A 17,681-nucleotide genomic window follows, 5' to 3' on the forward strand; every position below is an offset into this window, starting at 1 on the left:
GTGATATGGGGCAATTTATTACGCCGTGTCTTGTTGATAAACAGGCCCCTGGAGTAAACACATTCAATATTCTATTGATGATCTCCGTACGACAGCAGGCCCGCGCACAATGCGGGCCCGCTGTCGTATGTCACAGTGATACGTGGCGCTCTGTCAGCGCATCAAGCCATCCACCACGCCCAGGCCATGGAAGGCGATCATGCCGATGATGCCGGCGAAGATCACGTAGTAGAGCGTCGGCAGGATCGTCTTGCGCAGGGTGATGCCTTCACGCCCCAGTAGCCCGACGGTCGCCGAGGCGGCGACCACGTTGTGGATGGCGATCATGTTGCCGGCAGCCGCGCCGACGGCCTGGAGGGCGACCATCATGGCGCTGGAGATGCCCAGCGCGCCTGCCACATTGAACTGGAAATCCGCCAGCATCAAATTGGAGACGGTGTTGGAGCCGGCGATGAAGGCCCCGAGGGCCCCGACGCTGGGGGCGAAAAGCGGATAGATGTCGCCCACGCTGTCAGCGATGAACTGCGCCATGGCCACCGGCATCGAGACCAGATCTGCCTCGTTCACGCCGGAGTTGATCAGGATGCGCACCATGGGGATCGTGAACAGCAGCACGAAGCCTGCGCCCAGAATCGTGCGGCTGGATTCCGTGACGGCGGCACTGACATCCTGCATGCGCATGCGGTGCAGCACGACGGTCAGCAGCACCACGATCACCAGGATACCGCCGGGCAGATACAGTGGTTGCAGACTGCCGGAGATGTCACTCTCGCCCAGGATACCGCTCCAGCCGAAGCTCAAGGAGGTCAGCGCTTCCTTGAGCGGCTCGATGACGCGGGACATCACCAGCAGCACTGCCAGCAGTACGTAGGGCAGCCAGCCCATGCCGACCGAGAGCGGCGTGCGGCCCTCGACGGGCTCCAGCGTCATGTCCAGCTTGCCCACCCATTCCTCGGGCCAGTGGTCAGCGTTCGGGAAGTCCCAGGTCCTGCTGGGCAGCAGAAAGCCCTTGCGCGCGGCGGGTACCACGATGGCGAGGCCTACCATGGCGCCGATCATCGAGGGGAATTCCGGCCCGAGCAGCAGGCCGGCCAGTACATAGGGCACCACGAAGCAGACACCCGCGAACAGCGCGAAGGGAGCGACTTCAAGCCCCTCGCGCCAGGAGCGATTGGCCCCGAAGTAGCGCACCATCACCGCCACCATGATGAGTGGCATGCAGATACCGATGATGCCGTGGGTAATGGCGACTTCCGAGGTAATCAACTGGAAGTAGCTGTCCCAGCTTGACCCGTTCGCGGCCAGAGCGTCACTGACGCCAGCCTTGTCGAGTCCTCCCGAGACACCGACGACGATGGGGGTGCCGACGGCACCGAAGGAGACCGGAGTGGATTGCACCATCATGCCGACCACGACGGCGGCCAGTGCCGGGAAGCCCAGCGCCACCATCAAGGGGGCAGCGACGGCAGCGGGTGTGCCGAAGCCTGAGGCACCCTCGATGAAGCAACCGAACAGCCAGGCGACGATGATGGCCTGTACTCGCCGGTCCGGGCTGATGCCGGAGAAGCCATTGCGGATCGCGGCAATGCCGCCGGAGTGCTTGAGCGTATTGAGCAGCAGCAGGGCACCGAAGATGATCCACAGGATCGCCACCGTCAGTATCAAGCCCTGCAACGATGAGGCCATGACGCGTGTGAAGGTCATGTCCCAGGCAAGCAGGGCGATCAGGGCCGTGACCACGAAGACGATGGGCATGGCAATGCGGGCAGGGATTCTGAACCCTATCAGCAAGATACCAGCCAGTATCAATGGCGTGAACGCCAGAAGCGCCATCCATGATGCATTCATGTCAATACTCTCCTTCGCATGAAAGGGTGATTGTCTTTTTGTTGGTTTTTGTCACTGCAATGTGAAGGTTGATCCAGGGTTTGGCGTTGAGTTTTCATCCACACTGCGGGAAATCACCGTAGGGCTCACCAGATCAAGGTAAGCGAGGAAAACATTCTTGGCGACGTCATGTTGACTGGTAATACCAGTGTCAAACACCGTTTTAAAGACGCGAATATTCGAAGTCTTTCATGAGGTTATGAAAGCCCTGGCTAGGCAGTCATGGAGTTTCAGAGACTCTGGTTACGACCAATGAGGGATGGGTTTATGTGTCTTGAGGACTCTTGTTACGCTGCGATTGCGGCTGATTAATTATCGAAGATCTGATTTTTCCTGAGACAAGGGAGCATGAATGGCAAAACTGGGTAGTGTGTTGGTCGTGTTGGCCGCTTTTCAATGGGGGCTGACAGGTGGGATTGGCAGCTTGCTGATGTCCTGGGGCTGGGAGGCTGAAGTCATTTCCTTCTGGCGTGCCCTTGTCGGGTTCATCTGCATGCTGGCCTGGATGGTATTGCTGGGCTACCACAAGGTGCCGGCCAGGAAACCGCTCGCGTTGCTGGGGTGGTCGCTGCTGGCGGGGGTAGGGGTCGCCGGCAACTTCATGTTCTATTTCACGAGTGTCAGCATGAGTGGTGTCGCCGTTGCCGCGACTCTCATGTATAGCGCGCCGATTTTCGTCTATATCACGTCATTCCTGGCCCGGGTGGAACGCCCGACACCGGTGAAGCTGATTTCCATCGTCGGTGTGATGATCGGCATCGTACTGCTGACGGGGGTGCTGCAATCCGGGAGTGGCAAGGTGACTCCCTTGGGTGTCCTGTTCGGACTTCTGGCGGGTGTGTCATACGCCATCTTCATCTTTGCCTTCAAGTCAGCCACGCGTCATGGCAGCACCCCTGGGGTATTGGCCATCGCGTTGGGCGTGAGCAGTCTGGTGATGTTGCCGTTGACGAATCTTTCACAGGCAGTGGCGGTCCCCTTCGCCGATGAACTGTGGCTGATTCTGGTATTCGGCCTGGTGGGGGGAGGGTTCTCCTTCTATTGCTATGTGATCGGCCTGAAGAATACCTTGCCGTCGGTGGCTTCCATCATCGCCATGATAGAACCGATCACGGCCACCTTGTTCGGGGTGTTCGTGTTGGGAGAAGGCATGGACATGATGCAACTGGCAGGGATGGCACTGATTCTCGTGGCGATCACGACCCTGAGCCTGGCGCAGAATGGCCCTGAGGTATTGCTTCGCCTGCCGTTGGGCCTGCGGGGCGGAAAGCCGCGCAACATGACAGCCTCCACCCGTGAGGAAGGTGGCGGTACTCAGGCCAGCAAGGGATGAGGCTGCAGACGACTGGCCTGGCCCGACGAAGCCGATTGCCAGGATGAAATGACCTGAGAGAAGCAACGAATGGCATGGCCATGCAAGAACGCCTCGACCACCATGTGGTCGAGGCGTTCTTGTACTAGGGGCGGACGACAGGCGTCAGATGGCGGGTGGAGAAACGACCGCGACGTGCCTCAGTGAGGGTTGGCTGGCCTGGATGAAGAAGTCATTCATCGTCAGCTGAAGGTATTTCTTCATCATGTCGCGGGCAGGCATCAGCATGCGATCCCCGAGATCAAAGTTGCCGGTCTGATGAGGTACGGAGTCCTTGACCGTGTAATCCTTGCGATAGAGGAGTTGCTCATCCTTGTCATAGAGGCAGTACACCACCTCGAAATCGGCAATCACATCGAAGTCTTCATTGGCGATGCCGAAGGTGAGCAGATTCATCGGCAGATTCTTTGCCATCAGATAGTCGAGATAGACGGGGCCACGGTTCTCGTGGGCCTGAATCTCGACCTTGAGGCGATAGTCCTTCTCGCGGGCATCATGCGTGATCACCGAGGTGCTGGGTAACTGTTCGCGCAGCAGCAGGTCGAAATTCTTCATGGGCGGTGAAGAGGCGCGCGGCAGTTTCACGCTGCCCAGTGGGCGCATGGCCTGGGTCGCGGCACCCGAGAACAGATTGGCCTGAGGCTGGCTGTAATAGATGTCGGGGTAGAACGTCTTGTGTTCATAGGCCAGAGACTGCACCGGCTGAATGTTGGGCATATCGATCTCGGCACGCGAGGCGCAACCGGTCATCAGCAGCAGCGCGAGACCTGCCGTGGCGAATTTCAACATTGTCATGGAGGCATCCTGCGCTTTCGGGGGGCTCGTGGGCATGAAGAGATGACTTCACGGTAACACGCACGGTGTCACCCGCTAAACGAGCGCTCTACACGGCATTCAACACTGTTGACACCCTGTTCATGACGGGGAGGCCGTGGCCAGTGTGCCGTGTGCCGCCACGAGGGGGGAGGCGCTGCCAGGCGCGTCGTCTGCCGTCAATCGAACCAGCGCTTGAGCACCTTGTCCGCGCGTGCGCGATGTTCCGGCTTGATATGGGCCGCCACGATGGCCACCGCGCCCGCCATCAAGGTGATGTCGTCGGTGTAACCCAGCAGGGGGGTGAAGTCCGGCAGGGCATCGATGGGGGAAATGAAGTAGCCCAGCGCGCCATAGATGGTGGTTCTGGCCCAGACAGGGGTATCGGAATCCTGCGCCGCGAAGTACATGCGCAGGGCGGGATTGAGTGCTGTCTGGCCGGCCTTGCGGGCGACCGACGAGACCTTGTGCCAGAAACCTTCCTCGCTGTACTCAGAGGCGTGGGCCGTGAGGGGCTGTGCATCCGGTGCCGGCAATCTTGGTGTCTCGGGTGGAGTGGACGTGATGGTCGTGTCCTTGCTCATGGGGTTTCCTCCGTCAGCTCACGAGGATGTCGATGACGACCAGCCTCGCGCTTGATCGTATCATGCCTCCCTATGACAGATGTCGCCCAGCCACGTTCCCTGCCAGGTGTCCTCCCATGCGGACGTGCCATAACGACGCCTCCCCGCCGACAGTGATGTGGGCGGGGAGGCGTCGTGGGTCTAGAGGCCACTCATGGCCAGAGGCCATCGGAGGCCAGCTCAAGCGGGCAGGTCGAACAGCAGCGCATGCAGACCTCGCGCCTCAGCGAGAGTGGCCTCGGGTTCATGATCCAGCGTGACGGCATCCCCCGCGGACAGGGGCAGGCTCTGCTGATCCTTACCCTTCAGTGTTGCCGTCCCGTCGATGACGTGCAGGTAGTAGCGACGCTGGGGCGCGAAGGGCAGTGCCAGCGAGGTATCCGTGTGTTCCGCGCCTTGCAGGCCGATGCGATACATCCGGGCATCCTGATTGATGGACAGGATGCCGTCCACGGCCTCTTGTGGCGGAGCGATTAACAGATCGAGTCCCTCGCGTGCCGTGAAGGGTTGCTGCTGATAGCGCGGCGTCAGGCCCCTGGCATCCGGGGTGATCCAGATCTGCAGGAAATGCAGTGGCTGGCGAGTCGAGGGATTGTACTCGCTGTGCTCGATGCCGCTGCCGGCACTCATCAGCTGGACTTCGCCCACTCCCAGGGTGCGATGTGAGCCCATGGTGTCACGATGCTCGATGCTGCCTTCCAGTACATAGCTGATGATTTCCATGTCACGGTGCGGATGCGTCTCGAAGCCTGCGCCGGGTGCCACGGTGTCATCATTGAGCACGCGCAGTACGGAGACGCCCATGTGATTCGGGTCATAGTAGCTGGCGAAGGAAAAGCTGTGGCGGCTCTCCAGCCAGCCAAATCGAGCATGACCGCGTTCTGCTGCTGGACGTAACGTGAACATGGCAACCTCCTCAGAGTGTCGTGGTGTCTGCCGGTGAGTGAAGCAGGCTTCAGTCTTCGCGCACGGCGTTGCTGCCCGGTTGCAGTACCCGATCAATGGACAGCTTGCCGCCGCCGGTGATCATGAGGCTGGCCGCAATGGTCAACAGGGCCAGCGCGTACTCGAAGCCGTTGTTGCTCATGAACAGGCCATTGCCGATATGCACGGTCAGGATAGCGATCAGCATCGTGAAGACCAGCACGGCAGCTGCCGGGCGCGTCAGCAGGCCGATGAGAATGGCCAGTCCGCCGAAGAATTCACCGCTGCCGGACAACAGTGCCATCAGGTAGCCGGGCTCGATGCCCATGGAGGCCATCCACTGCCCCGTGCCTTCCAGACCGTAGCCGCCGAAGGCGCCGAACAGTTTCTGTGACCCGTGGGCCATGAAGATGATGCCGGTGGGCACGCGCAGCACCAGGCTTGCGAGGCTCGTGTCAGTGGACATCAGGCGAGAGAGGGCGGATTTGAACATGAGTGGCTCCAGGGATCAGGTAGGGGTGGATTTTCAAATCAGTGTGTCTGATCGATGGCGCTACTATAAAATGCGGTGTCACAGAAAAATAACGGAGGATTCTGGTCTGATTGATCAGAATTTTTGAACCATGGTCTCACCCATCACGCTGGACGCGCTGCGCGTACTGGATGCCATTGACCGACGTGGCAGTTTCGCCGCGGCCGCCGAGACACTGCATCGCGTGCCCTCGGCGATTTCCTACTCGGTGCAGAAGCTGGAGGAAGAGCTGGGCGTGCCGCTGTTCGACCGTTCGCGCCGCAAGGCCGAACTGACCGATGCCGGACGCCTGGTGCTGGAGCATGGGCGACGCATTCTGCTGGCCACCGATGAGATGACGGCGCTGGCGCGTCAGGCGGGGGCGGGCTGGGAGGTCGAGCTGAGTATCTGCGTCGATTCCATCCTTGAACCGGACGCGCTCTATCCGCTGTTGGAGGAGTTTCAGGCCATCCAGCCGCGTACCCGGGTGGTACTCGGTGAGGAGGTGATGGGGGGCGCCTGGGAAGCGTTGCATGACAACCGTTGTGATCTGGTGATCGGAGCGCCCGGCGAGGCACCGGTGTCGGGGTTGTCGAGCCGAGTGTTCGGGGCGATCGAGCCGGTCTTCGCCGTGGCGGCCGGTCATCCGCTGACGCATCTGCCGCAGCCGCTGTCCGCCGACGCCCTGCGTGACTATCCCACTGTCATCGTGGCCGACAGTTCGCGCAGCTTGCCCGGGCGCTCTTCGGGGTTGCTGGATGGTCGCAGTCAGATCATCGTCAAGACCACGGCGCAGAAGATAGACGTCCAGCGCAGGGGGCTTGGTGTCGGCTATCTGCCGTTGCACCGGATTCGTCAATCACTGGAAGACGGCAGTCTCACGGTTCTGCCACTGGAGACGGATCGTGCGCCGATCGATCTCTCCCTTGCCTGGCGCAGTGGCCGTCAGGGCAAGGCGCTCAAATGGATTCTTCAGCGTCTCTCGGCTCCCGGCATGGGCGAGGCCTTCGGGCTGTTACCCCGCGAGGCGACGACTGACCGGTACGCGCTCTGACGATCGGGGGCAGACGATCGGGAGCTGACTGGCGTGGGGGAGCAATCGAGCAAAAGCCCTCAGGACCAGTCGAGCACCACCTTACCCGACTGACCGGAACCCATGATCTCGAAGCCCTGCTCGAAGTCATCGACGCGCAATCGATGCGTGATGATGGGCGAGAGATCCAGCCCAGACTGGATCAAACTGGCCATCTTGTACCAGGTCTCGAACATCTCACGGCCATAGATGCCCTTGATGGTCAGCCCCTTGAAGATGACCTCGGTCCAGTCGATGGCCATCTCGCCGGGGGGAATGCCCAGCATGGCGATCTTGCCGCCGTGGTTGATGACATCGAGCATCTGACCGACGGCTGACGGCACGCCGGACATCTCCAGCACTACATCGAAGCCCTCATGCATGTCGAGCTCCGCCATCACCTCCTTCAGGGATTCGCGGCTGATATTGACGGTGCGGGTCGCGCCCATCCGCTCGGCCAGTGCCAGTCGATAGTCATTCACGTCGGTGATCACCACGTGGCGAGCCCCGATATGGCGGATGACCGCCGCCGCCATGATGCCGATGGGCCCGGCACCGGTGATCAACACGTCCTCGCCGACCACATCGAAGGCCAGCGCCGTATGCACGGCATTGCCGAAGGGGTCGAAGATGGCCGCCAGGTCATCGCTGATCTCATCCGGCAGTTTGAAGAGGTTGTAGGCGGGCAGGGCGAGATATTCGGCGAAGGCACCCGGACGGTTGACGCCCACGCCCTCGGTATTGCGGCACAGATGGCGACGCCCCGCGCGGCAGTTGCGGCAATGGCCACAGGTGATGTGCCCTTCGCCGGAGACCCGATCGCCGATCTCGTAACCCCGCACCTCGCTGCCCAGTGCGACGATTTCCCCCGCATACTCATGACCGGTGACCATCGGCACCGGCACGGTCGCCTGTGACCACTCATCCCACTGATAGATGTGCATGTCCGTGCCGCAGATCGCGGTCTTGCGGATCTTGATCAGCACATCGTTGTGGCCGATTTCCGGCACGGCCGTCTCGGTCATCCAGATCCCGGGTTCGGGCTTGAGCTTGGCCAGCGCCTTCATGCATCACCTCCCGTCGCAGACCCGATCACGCCCATCTCGCGGCCGATGCGCGTGAAGGCCGAGACGGCCGTGTCGATCTGCTCCGGGGTATGCGCCGCCGAGAGCTGGGTGCGAATGCGCGCCTGTCCCCTGGGCACCACCGGATAGGAAAAGCCGATCACGTAGATGCCGGCCTCCAGCAGGCGATTGGCGAAGTCACCTGCCAGGCGTGCATCGCCGATCATCACCGGAATGATGGCGTGGCCGGCGCCCGCGAGGGTGAAGCCGGCGGCCTGCATGCCGGTCCGAAAGCGTTCGACGTTCTCCCACAGCTTACGGCGCGGCTCGGCGCTGTCCTCGATTCTGTCCAGCGCCTTGAGGGTCGCCGCCACGATGGGCGGCGCCAGCGAGTTGGAGAACAGATAGGGGCGTGAGCGCTGGCGCAGCCACTCGACGATGGGTCCGCGCGCGGCCGTCACGCCTCCCGAGGCACCACCCAGCGCCTTGCCGAAGGTGGTGGTGATGATGTCGATCTGGTCCATCACGTCATGATATTCGTGGCTGCCACGCCCGTTGTCGCCGACGAAGCCGGTGGCGTGGGAGTCATCCACCATCACCAGCGCGTCGTAGCGGCGGGCGAGCTCGCAGATGCCCTTGAGATTGGCGATCACGCCATCCATCGAGAAGACACCGTCGGTGGCGATCAGCTTGAAGCGTGCGCCAGCCGCGTCCGCCTCCTTGAGGCGGGCCTCGAGTTCGCTCATGTCATTGTTGGCATAGCGATAGCGGCTGGCCTTGCACAGCCGCACGCCATCGATGATGGAGGCGTGGTTGAGCGCATCGGAAATGATGGCGTCTTCAGGGCCGAAGAGTGTCTCGAACAGGCCGCCATTGGCATCGAAGCACGAGGAATAGAGGATGGCATCGTCCATGCCGAGAAAGGCCGCGAGGTGCTTTTCCAGCACGCGATGCTTATGGTGGGTGCCGCAGATGAAGCGTACCGAGGCCATGCCGAAGCCATCACGCTCCAGCGCCTGTTGCGCGGCGGTGATCAGCTCGGGGTTATCGGCCAGGCCCAGATAGTTGTTGGCGCAGAAGTTGATCACCTCCGACTCTTGCCCCTCGTGTTCATCACCGCCCGCGACCCGCAGGCTGGCACGCTGGGGCGAGGTGATCTCGCGCTCCTGCTTGTAGAGACCTTCTTCATGCAGCTCATTGATCTGACGGCTGAGGTGGTCGTGGAAACTGGCTGGCATGCGTCGCTCCTGTGGTCCGTCACACTGTCGGGTGTCACCGCTGGGCTCGGTCTGCTTGAGCCGTCTTGTTCGCAGAGACGGTCACCTGTTACTGACAGCATAGTGGTCTGCCAGAGCGTATGCCGACAAGGGACGGGTGTGCGTCTGGAGAGGGAAAAGGTCTGCAGCAGACGTGACACGGCCCTGCACCTCGTTAGAGGGCAGGGCCGTGGGGTTTAGAGACATGAACACCGATGTCTTGGCTTGCTATCACGCATGGCGGGCGTTGGAAGTGATGCTGTCCTCACGTCAAGCGCCAGAATAGAAGTTGGAGTCGTGTTCCATGGGCTCCCTGCGAGGCTTGGCGTTTTAACGTTGATTTATTGGATCATTCGATTGGCTAAAACGCGTGTGAAAATCAATCATCCGGATTGTCAGAGAAGGGTGAAGCGCCAGCAATACCATTGCAGGCCTGCCAATGACAGGCCTGTAGCGTAGGGTTATTGCGGTAGCTTCGTGCTTGCTTCGCTACCTTCCAGTATCTCCAGAATATTATCGAGAAAACGATGTGCTTCCTTGGGCTCGGTAGCATCACGCAGATACTTGGGGATCATCTCGACAAACTCTGAACGTGAGCAGGGCTGGTGCTCGGCCAGCGCTTCTATCATTGCTGGCCTCAATAGCCGGCGCTCAGCCGGTGTATCTGGGAAAGCCTCTTCAATCACCTGTTCGGCGAAGCGTTTAAGGCGCAGGCTCAAGGGCTGATCTCCTGAATAAACCGCTTGCGACCCTGGACTCTGAGCAACTGATTCGAGCTGCTCATTCACTTCGACAGCAACCGCTTCAGTAGTAAATGGCCGCTGTTCAATCGCGGTTTTCAGTTGGTCAAGCTCACGAATGATCGGTCCTAGCTCGCCATCCGGGTTACTGAACCAGTCAGTGGACCAGATGCGTCGAATGCGCCACCCCAGGCGTTCCAGGACTTCCTGGCGCAGGCGGTCTCGGTCTCTGGCTGACTTTGCCGAGTGGTAGGTCGCACCGTCGCATTCGATGCCCATGAGATAGCGCCCCGGGTTGCCTGGGTCTCTGACCGCGATATCCACAAAGAATCCTGCTACGCCCACTTGAGGCTCACACTGGAAGCCGGCTGCTTGCAGTGATTCCATGACTGCAATTTCGAAATCACTGTCAGGGGCCTTGCCGGTGGAATAGCTGATGCCTTCCATATTCCCCTTTTCAGCGAAGTGCAGAAAACCACTCAAGGCACGTACACCGCTTTTGGTGGTTTCACTCACTAGAATGTCTTCAGACTTCATGGAGCTGAACACATGCATGCGCTTTTTCGAGCGAGTGAATAAGACATTCAGTCGACGCCAGCCAACATCGGAGTTGATTGGGCCAAAGCGTTGATAGACTCGCCCCCCGACTTCACCCGGGCCATAGGTGAAGGATATGAAGATGACATCCCGCTCATCCCCCTGAACGTTTTCCAGGTTTTTGATGAATAGCCCATCCTCCTGATTGCGAAGAGCATCTATGGCGTTGCTGATCTCTGAGCTTGTCTTGCAGAGCTCATCCACCGCTCGCTCAATCTGCTCGCGCTGCTTGGAGTTCATGGCGACGATGCCCAGTGATTCATGTGCATTGTGCACCGCATGTCGGGCCACGGCTTCTGCCACGACTCGGGCTTCTTCGATGTTGTGCTGGTTGACGAACCGCCCCTGCTTTACAAGCGTAAACTTGACGCCGAACTCTTCCGACTGCGCATGTGGGGAAGGGAATACCACCAGGTCACTGTCGTAAAAGTGGCGGTTGGAGTAAGCAATCAGGTGCTCATGCTGCGAGCGGTAATGCCAGCGCAAGCGCCGCATGGGGAACAAGGGGAGAGCAGCATCCAGAATACTGTCAGTCTGTACCATTGCCGCCACATCTTCTTCACCTGAGACATCGGAGCGGTCGAAGAAACTGGTGGGCGGTAACTGTTTGGGGTCTCCCACGACCACCAACTGACTGCCTCGAGTAATGACCCCCAGGGCGTCTTCAGGTTTCACCTGAGAGGCTTCATCCATCACCACCAGATCAAACTGTATTTCACCCGGCTGCAGATAGTGCGCTGCAGACATGGGTCCCATCATGAAGCAAGGTTTGAGCTCCTGCAGGGCTCTACCAGCACGGTTGATCAATTGCCGGATAGGAATATGTCGCGCCTTCTTGCCCAGCTCATGCTTGATCAATGCAAGCTCGGTATACTCCGACTTTCGTCCACCAGATACTCCTTCGGGAATCTTTCTCTGGGCGATGATGCTGGCAATACGCTTGCGCTGAAGCTTTTGAAGCTTCTTGTCGTAATGACGGAATGTTTTCTGGTCCTGATTTTTACTGAGACCGGAGATTCTTGCCAGGTGCGGTTTGGCCGCAATGATCTCTCTGGCTAACTGATCATGGATTGCCAGCGACAGCCCTGCATCGACCTGATCGATGAGGAGATTGCCTGCCATGACTTCCTTCCAGATTTTCTCCAGGCCATTGGCGAACATCTCATGCTCTGAGCGAACGAAGTTGACCCAGCCATTCAGCCAGCGAGGATTTGAGATAGCTCTATCGTTACGTTTCGTAATGCCAATGAGGGTAGAGTCGGATGATTCAAGCCAGAGCTTGTTATCAAGTTGAGTGGCCTCTGCAAAATTATGATAGGCCGATTCCTGCTGTTGCCATTGTTGTTTATAGTCAAGCGCATCGCTCTGTAATTGCTGGAATTCTTCAGTTGATGTCATCTCTTTTATGGAATGAACCAGCGAGCTTACCGAGAGGTGTTGTAGTTTTCTGGCAAAGGACAATGTGCTTTGAATCGTGGTGAGAGCAGCCTGATTGTCTTTGCCCGCCCCCCAGTACAATGGGGCTACGTCTCCAAATAGAGAGGAGACCAGCGGGTCATGGCTGAGGTGTTGTTGCAGCGAGGATAATTGCTCTAGCTGCGACACTCTCTGCTGCAGCTCTAGTAAAGAAATATCCTGTTTCAACACCCAGGCCAGAGTCGTTTCCAGCACTGTCGAAAGAGACATTATGACCTGTTGGACTTGCCCCGAGGCACCTGTCAGTTGTTCCCTGTCACTGAATGATTGTTGCAGTTTTGGGTAGAGTCCCAATGTCTGTTCGAGCCCGGTCATGGTGTCACGAATGGAAGTGACGGTATCTTGTTTATGAAGTTGCTGGATGCCCTTGATCAATTGAGCGTCAAGGTCGAGCAAAGCAGTCCCTGCTATGACTCTTGGGCCAAAGCCAATGCCATAAACCTCTCGAACTTGGCGATACCAACTTCTGAGCATCAGCAGTGATTCAATATCTGTGTCCAGGCTGGCGTAGAGCTCTCCTAGAGGCTTGCTGAAATTGCTTCTTTCCAGATGCCCGACCTGCTCAGAATATTTGATCAAGGTATCCAGCTTTTCGACCAATTCCGCTATTTTGGTGTCAGGACTCTTCGCCATGCTCTTTAGGTTTTTTCGAGCAATACGCCAGTCACTATTGAACCATTTGAACATGCCTGCATTGGCAAGATGATGTTGCATGTTTTGCAACTCTTCCTGCGGGAGCAGTGCGTCTAGACGATAAGTGTTGCGCAATGTAGCTCGTAGTGGGAGGAGCTCCTGCAGTTGCTGCTTCAAATTTGCAAGAATCGCATCCATTTCATCATCGTCGAAACGACTTGACCGAAGTTTGACAAGCTCGCCCGGAAGTTGATCGGTAAGCTCTATCAGTTCGATGAAAGCTGACAGTCCTTCCTTGCTGTTGGTCAGGAGAGCAGCAAGTGGCTCCGGCAGCGCAGTCTTCAACTCTTGTTGCTTGACGAGATATTCATCTAGCTCGTTTGAGACTTTGGTCAGGTGGATTACGGACTTCACTATATCCGATAGCAATAACTTCGTTGATGCTCCGAAAGCAGTTACAGGATCAGTGAATGCCGGTGGTATCCCCCCGTTCATAAGCAAAGTCAGTTTATCCCGAACCAGTTCTGGATCTAACTCTTTATACAGTACTTGGAGGGTGATGAAGTCATTTATATTGCGCTCAACATCATCTATGGTTTCTTGATTCAGTCTTCTTAAGGCCGGGAAGCACTCTTGGCCTTTCAGTTCCGGCAATATTGAAAAATCTTGATTAAGACAGTCAAGTTCTGGCAACGTTTGTAGTGTATTTGAGTCAAGCTGCCAGCGTGATACCAAGTGTTCAGTGGTGCCGATAAGATGTCCCAGAGTTTTCTGCCAGCTGCTCAGTAACAGGACTATTCTCTCGCTATCAAAGATTTGAATATCGGTATTGGTGACACCACTCCAAGGATGATCATATATAGCTGAATTTTCACCGACCTGTTGGCGAACTTCAACATAAATCCCCGTGAATGCTTTTATCTGATCGCGTAGCCTGAGTAGTTTGACCTCATCGAGGCTTTCCCCAGAAAGGCCAGTCACATGCAAGCGTGTAGGATCAATGGTCAGCTGGCGGCGGTAGCGTGAAGCCCCGCTGAAAATATCATGGATACTCTTGTTTGTGGCACCCCAGACCCCGTTTATTTCTTTGGCATAATCATTGAGTTGATTTTTTAGTTCTTCATAGCGCGCTACTTCGGCATCAATTTTTTGGGGGCTCTGTAGCTTTGACTGACCCACGATGCGAGAATTTATCTCTTCAAGGATTTTCCGCTTCTGCGACTTGTGGCTGTGAAGCTCCAGACAAAAATCGCCCAAGCCGGCTTTGTCGAGTCGGCGTTTGACGACTTCCAGTGCCGCCAGTTTTTCGGCAACAAATAATACTTTCTTGCCGCTTAGCATAGCGGCAGCAATCAGATTGGTAATGGTCTGCGATTTACCGGTGCCCGGTGGGCCTTCGATCACTAGGTTATGACCGTCCACAGCATCGATCAAAGCACTATGTTGTGAGCTGTCAGCATCATCAATAAGCGGGAAACGCTGATGAATGTCACCAAGCTCATCTATTTCATGCTCCAGCCCAGTGCCAACTCCACCCTCGTTGGCACTTGTCTCTACGCTGGTAAAGAACCGGGTTACCACTGGATGTTGAGTGATATTGCGACCGTCCAGAGGCCAGCGTGCCGGATCAAGATCCAGGTACATCAGCATCTTGCCAAAGTTGAGCAAAGCCAGGGAGGCATAACGCTTGACTGACCACCGAGGTTGAGTCTTTGAGATAATGTCTTCTACCCACGAAATATATTTCTCGGGTGGCATGTTTTCTTCAAGATCTGGTAAATCAATGCCAAAGTCATTAGCTAGCTTTACCTGCAATGACAAGTTGGGAATGATATCTTCGCCGGTATATTTTATCTGGTACCGATACACCCCAGCGTTGGCATTCAGCTTTCCTCTTTCCAGCATCACTGGAATGGTAAACAGCGGGGCGAGTCGACTCTTGTCGGAATTCGGTGATTCAAACCATTCCAGGAAACCCAGCGCAAGATACAGAATACTTGTACCGGTTTCTTCAATTGCAGTCTGGGACTTGTTTCGGATTCCACGTAGCCTGGATTCCATTTCCTGAGGAAACAACAGGATCTGGATGTCATTATCACAATGTTCAGGCTTGGTGTGATGCTCATCGGGGTGGGGCAGGTCGTAGCTATTATCAATGCCCAATACCTTTGCCCACTCGCGTGCAGTCGGATCCGGCTTCAATCGCTTCTCGCTGCCGTCTTCCTCAGTCGTCACGTATCCGTGCTCGAGCAGCTGTTTATATTGTGGGTCGGGTACAGCAGCAAACTGCATACCCTTTTCATCAATCAGGTTTTGATACAATTGATCTGGCAGCTCATTCACGACACGAAGTGAGCTACCTTTTTGATCAATTGGAAAGTTAAGCAGTCGATTCCTGCTGGTAATGTCTAGCAGCTTTCTGCGCATATTCTCGAGCGACTCGAGGACAAAAGGATCGACGTCTTGTGAAAATTTCTCGAATTGAGTCATTGTCATCTGCTCTACCATAAGTAGTTGACCGGGCCCGCTTACCACGATTGGCAGCCATCTTCTTGGTGGCTGGATATGCGTCTTGTCGACCGCTGGCTTCTGCGAGCTAGCTTGAAGTGGGGATAACCATATGATTCGGGAAAGTGTTGGTAATGGTTAGCGATGGTTGATAGTTGACTAACGATGTCACTGGATCAGGCAGCAGGCCTGTCTGCGCATGACAAAATGGAGCAATACTAGCATATATTATAATTTGAGTATGATTGGATGAAACTTCTGAGCTAGTACCGTGAGCGCAGTAGTAGCGGTTCCCTGGGGGGCGTAAATTATTCCTTGGGAGCGCAAGCACTGGACTCGCTTGCTGAGTGACTTTGCTCAGCTGCCTGGCGGCGATTTCATTTAGTTCGCAGCTGGGATAGCTGGCTTGGTGGAAGCCCTTACGGAGCTTGCAGCGTGAGGGGGAGAGTGAAGAAGGAAGCGGGGGCGGGTAGCGCACTACCATTCTTCGCTACTGCGTTATACACAACGGCCCTGCACCTCATTCGAGGGCAGGGCCGTTTTATTGGAAAGTTTGCGTTGTTCTGCATTGCGTCAGTGCGCGCTGCGGCGTACCTCACGCCATGGCGGTTCAGCGCTGGGTGAGTGGCACCGGCGCCGGGATGGCCTGGGAGGCGCGATCACGGCGTACGCGGATTACGAAGGCGATCACCAGGGCGAAGATGCCGAAGGCGACCGGTATCGCGGCGACCGAGATCAGGCTCAGCAGGGTCTTGTAGACGTCCCCGCCCAGCCAGCTGACCACGATGGCCAGGGCGGCCATGGCGATGATCCAGAAGGCGCGTGAGCGCTTGACGGTCAGCATCTCGCAGACCAGTCCTGCCGAGTCGGCACTGGTGATGAAGAACAGCAGGATGTTAAGCGTCAGTATCACCGAGAGAATACCGGTGGTGTCGATGGTATCGATCAGCTTGAACACGTCCTCGACGCTCAGGCTGAGGCTGCCGAGACCGAACACCACGAACCACAGGCACGAGAACAGGGTCGGCACCAGCATCACCCCCAGCACCATGCCACGCAGGGTACGGCCCTTGGAGATGCGCGCCACGAAGACGCCGGTGAAGATGAACCAGCCGTACCAGGCAGCCTCGAAGGCATACAGCCAGTCGGCCAGCCACGCCTTGCGCTCCGGATCACCCAGGCCGATGTCGGTGGCCATCGCCGGGTACTTGAGCAGGTATTCCGGCACCAGACGCACGAAGGTGGAAAGGATGTCGCCGGGGACGGTCAGCACCAGCACGCCGATCATCAGAATGATGGCGAACAGGGTGTTGTAGTTGCTCAGCCACTTGATGCCGCGCTTGAGGCCAGAGGCGGAGGAGATGATGGCGCATACGGCCAGCACGCTGATGATCAGGGTCGGGCTGAACTCGATGCCGACCAGCTTGATCAGTCCCTGCTGGATCGGGGTGGTCGCGTAGGTGAAGGACAGCGACAGGCCGATGACGGTGGAAACGACGAGGCTGACCAGGTTGAGCTTGCTCCACAGGCCATTGCCCAGCAGTTCTTCGGCGGGCTTGGTCATCTTCATGTTGTACATGGCATGCGCGAACAGCGCGCCGATGGCCAGATAGCCCGCCCAGGCAAGCAGGCCCCAATGATTGAAGGCATTGAGCAGTGCCATGTCGGTGCTCTGTCCGGCATCGGTATGGTACTTGGGCTCCAGCACGCCCCAAGTGAGCAGGCCGATGCCCATGCCGGTGGCAAACAGCATGCCCATCCAGCTCAGGGTGTGGAATTCCGGTTCGCCTTCACCGAAGCGCAGCTTGCCCAGCGGCGTGAAGCACACCGCGACCATCACCAGCGAGATGGTGAAGGCCGGCCAAGTGAAGATGAAGCCGAGATTGCCGATCACCGAGGTCTTGACGGTGTCGAGGGCCGCGAGGAATCCCGTCGGGAAGAGGGCGGCGGCGCCGATCAGCAGCATGATGACCGCCACGGTGGCGATCGAGGTGAGGTACTTGCCCTTGGCGGAGTCTGTGTCCCCCAGGCCGCAGACGGAATCCGTGGTGGCCTGGGGCTGGCGGGAGGAGGAAGTGTCGGTCGTCATGAGAGCGCGATTCCTGAAGTTGTTATTGTCGAACTGGCAAGCTGACGGCAGCAAGAAGTCGTCAAGAAAGGGCAGATAACGATGGCTGACTCCTGTGGGTGGCAAGGACCTCATAA

Annotated in this window: 11 protein-coding genes; 2 read left to right on the forward strand and 9 right to left on the reverse strand. The window is 57.5% G+C overall.

Features of this window, described 5'->3' with window-relative positions:
* Nucleotides 1-153 precede the first annotated feature (153 nt).
* Nucleotides 154-1,848, reverse strand: a complete 1,695-nt coding sequence (locus PJK54_RS11125; protein WP_136939228.1) for an L-lactate permease — start codon at nt 1,846-1,848, stop codon at nt 154-156.
* Between the two features lie 391 nt (nt 1,849-2,239).
* Here PJK54_RS11125 and PJK54_RS11130 point away from each other — a divergent pair, with 391 nt between their 5' ends.
* Nucleotides 2,240-3,220, forward strand: coding sequence for a DMT family transporter (locus PJK54_RS11130; protein WP_176494152.1), 981 nt, complete (start codon nt 2,240-2,242; stop codon nt 3,218-3,220).
* 144 nt (nt 3,221-3,364) lie between these two features.
* Here the strand turns inward: PJK54_RS11130 and PJK54_RS11135 are convergent, their stop codons facing one another.
* From PJK54_RS11135 to PJK54_RS11150, 4 genes are all read right to left on the reverse strand, one after another.
* Nucleotides 3,365-4,054 carry a hypothetical protein gene (locus PJK54_RS11135; RefSeq protein WP_176494151.1) on the reverse strand — a complete coding sequence of 230 codons (690 nt, stop codon included), beginning with the start codon at nt 4,052-4,054 and terminating at the stop codon, nt 3,365-3,367.
* 197 nt (nt 4,055-4,251) lie between these two features.
* A complete protein-coding gene (locus tag PJK54_RS11140) occupies nt 4,252-4,656 on the reverse strand; it encodes a YkvA family protein (protein WP_077377519.1) in 405 nt (134 codons plus the stop codon).
* Nucleotides 4,657-4,875: 219 nt separating this feature from the next.
* Nucleotides 4,876-5,601: a pirin family protein gene (locus PJK54_RS11145; RefSeq protein WP_271302847.1), complete on the reverse strand. Its 726-nt coding sequence runs from the start codon at nt 5,599-5,601 to the stop codon at nt 4,876-4,878.
* A 49-nt stretch (nt 5,602-5,650) separates the two neighbouring features.
* The gene (locus PJK54_RS11150; protein WP_271302848.1) at nt 5,651-6,112 is read right to left on the reverse strand and encodes a DoxX family protein; all 462 of its coding nucleotides are present in this window, start codon (nt 6,110-6,112) and stop codon (nt 5,651-5,653) included.
* 130 nt (nt 6,113-6,242) lie between these two features.
* On the opposite strand from PJK54_RS11150, the gene PJK54_RS11155 reads away from it, so the two are divergent.
* Nucleotides 6,243-7,184, forward strand: a complete 942-nt coding sequence (locus PJK54_RS11155) for a LysR family transcriptional regulator (RefSeq protein WP_271302849.1) — start codon at nt 6,243-6,245, stop codon at nt 7,182-7,184.
* 59 nt (nt 7,185-7,243) lie between these two features.
* Here the strand turns inward: PJK54_RS11155 and tdh are convergent, their stop codons facing one another.
* The 4 genes from tdh to PJK54_RS11175 all read right to left on the reverse strand — a co-directional run bounded on the left by tdh (nt 7,244) and on the right by PJK54_RS11175 (nt 17,565).
* Nucleotides 7,244-8,269: an L-threonine 3-dehydrogenase gene (gene tdh / locus PJK54_RS11160; protein ID WP_271302850.1), complete on the reverse strand. Its 1,026-nt coding sequence runs from the start codon at nt 8,267-8,269 to the stop codon at nt 7,244-7,246.
* On the reverse strand, nt 8,266-9,504 hold the full coding sequence (locus tag PJK54_RS11165; protein WP_271302851.1) for a glycine C-acetyltransferase: 1,239 nt from the start codon (nt 9,502-9,504) through the stop codon (nt 8,266-8,268). The genes tdh and PJK54_RS11165 overlap by 4 nt, the downstream gene beginning before the upstream one ends.
* A gap of 479 nt (nt 9,505-9,983) precedes the next feature.
* Nucleotides 9,984-15,458, reverse strand: a complete 5,475-nt coding sequence (gene hhe, locus PJK54_RS11170) for a DUF4011 domain-containing anti-phage protein Hhe (RefSeq protein ID WP_271302852.1) — start codon at nt 15,456-15,458, stop codon at nt 9,984-9,986.
* A 628-nt stretch (nt 15,459-16,086) separates the two neighbouring features.
* Nucleotides 16,087-17,565, reverse strand: a complete 1,479-nt coding sequence (locus PJK54_RS11175) for a BCCT family transporter (protein ID WP_271302853.1) — start codon at nt 17,563-17,565, stop codon at nt 16,087-16,089.
* Nucleotides 17,566-17,681 lie beyond the last annotated feature (116 nt).

It is taken from the genome of Cobetia sp. MMG027 (assembly GCF_027947415.1).
Classification (GTDB): domain Bacteria; phylum Pseudomonadota; class Gammaproteobacteria; order Pseudomonadales; family Halomonadaceae; genus Cobetia; species Cobetia marina.

What these genes read in the sequence shown, in the direction of transcription:
- PJK54_RS11125 (WP_136939228.1), bottom strand. Translation starts at nt 1,848, where the DNA reads ATGAATGCATCATGGATGGCGCTTCTGGCGTTCACGCCATTGATACTG.
- PJK54_RS11130 (WP_176494152.1), top strand. Translation starts at nt 2,240, where the DNA reads ATGGCAAAACTGGGTAGTGTGTTGGTCGTGTTGGCCGCTTTTCAATGG.
- PJK54_RS11135 (WP_176494151.1), bottom strand. Translation starts at nt 4,054, where the DNA reads ATGACAATGTTGAAATTCGCCACGGCAGGTCTCGCGCTGCTGCTGATG.
- PJK54_RS11140 (WP_077377519.1), bottom strand. Translation starts at nt 4,656, where the DNA reads ATGAGCAAGGACACGACCATCACGTCCACTCCACCCGAGACACCAAGA.
- PJK54_RS11145 (WP_271302847.1), bottom strand. Translation starts at nt 5,601, where the DNA reads ATGTTCACGTTACGTCCAGCAGCAGAACGCGGTCATGCTCGATTTGGC.
- PJK54_RS11150 (WP_271302848.1), bottom strand. Translation starts at nt 6,112, where the DNA reads ATGTTCAAATCCGCCCTCTCTCGCCTGATGTCCACTGACACGAGCCTC.
- PJK54_RS11155 (WP_271302849.1), top strand. Translation starts at nt 6,243, where the DNA reads ATGGTCTCACCCATCACGCTGGACGCGCTGCGCGTACTGGATGCCATT.
- tdh (WP_271302850.1), bottom strand. Translation starts at nt 8,269, where the DNA reads ATGAAGGCGCTGGCCAAGCTCAAGCCCGAACCCGGGATCTGGATGACC.
- PJK54_RS11165 (WP_271302851.1), bottom strand. Translation starts at nt 9,504, where the DNA reads ATGCCAGCCAGTTTCCACGACCACCTCAGCCGTCAGATCAATGAGCTG.
- hhe (WP_271302852.1), bottom strand. Translation starts at nt 15,458, where the DNA reads ATGACTCAATTCGAGAAATTTTCACAAGACGTCGATCCTTTTGTCCTC.
- PJK54_RS11175 (WP_271302853.1), bottom strand. Translation starts at nt 17,565, where the DNA reads ATGACGACCGACACTTCCTCCTCCCGCCAGCCCCAGGCCACCACGGAT.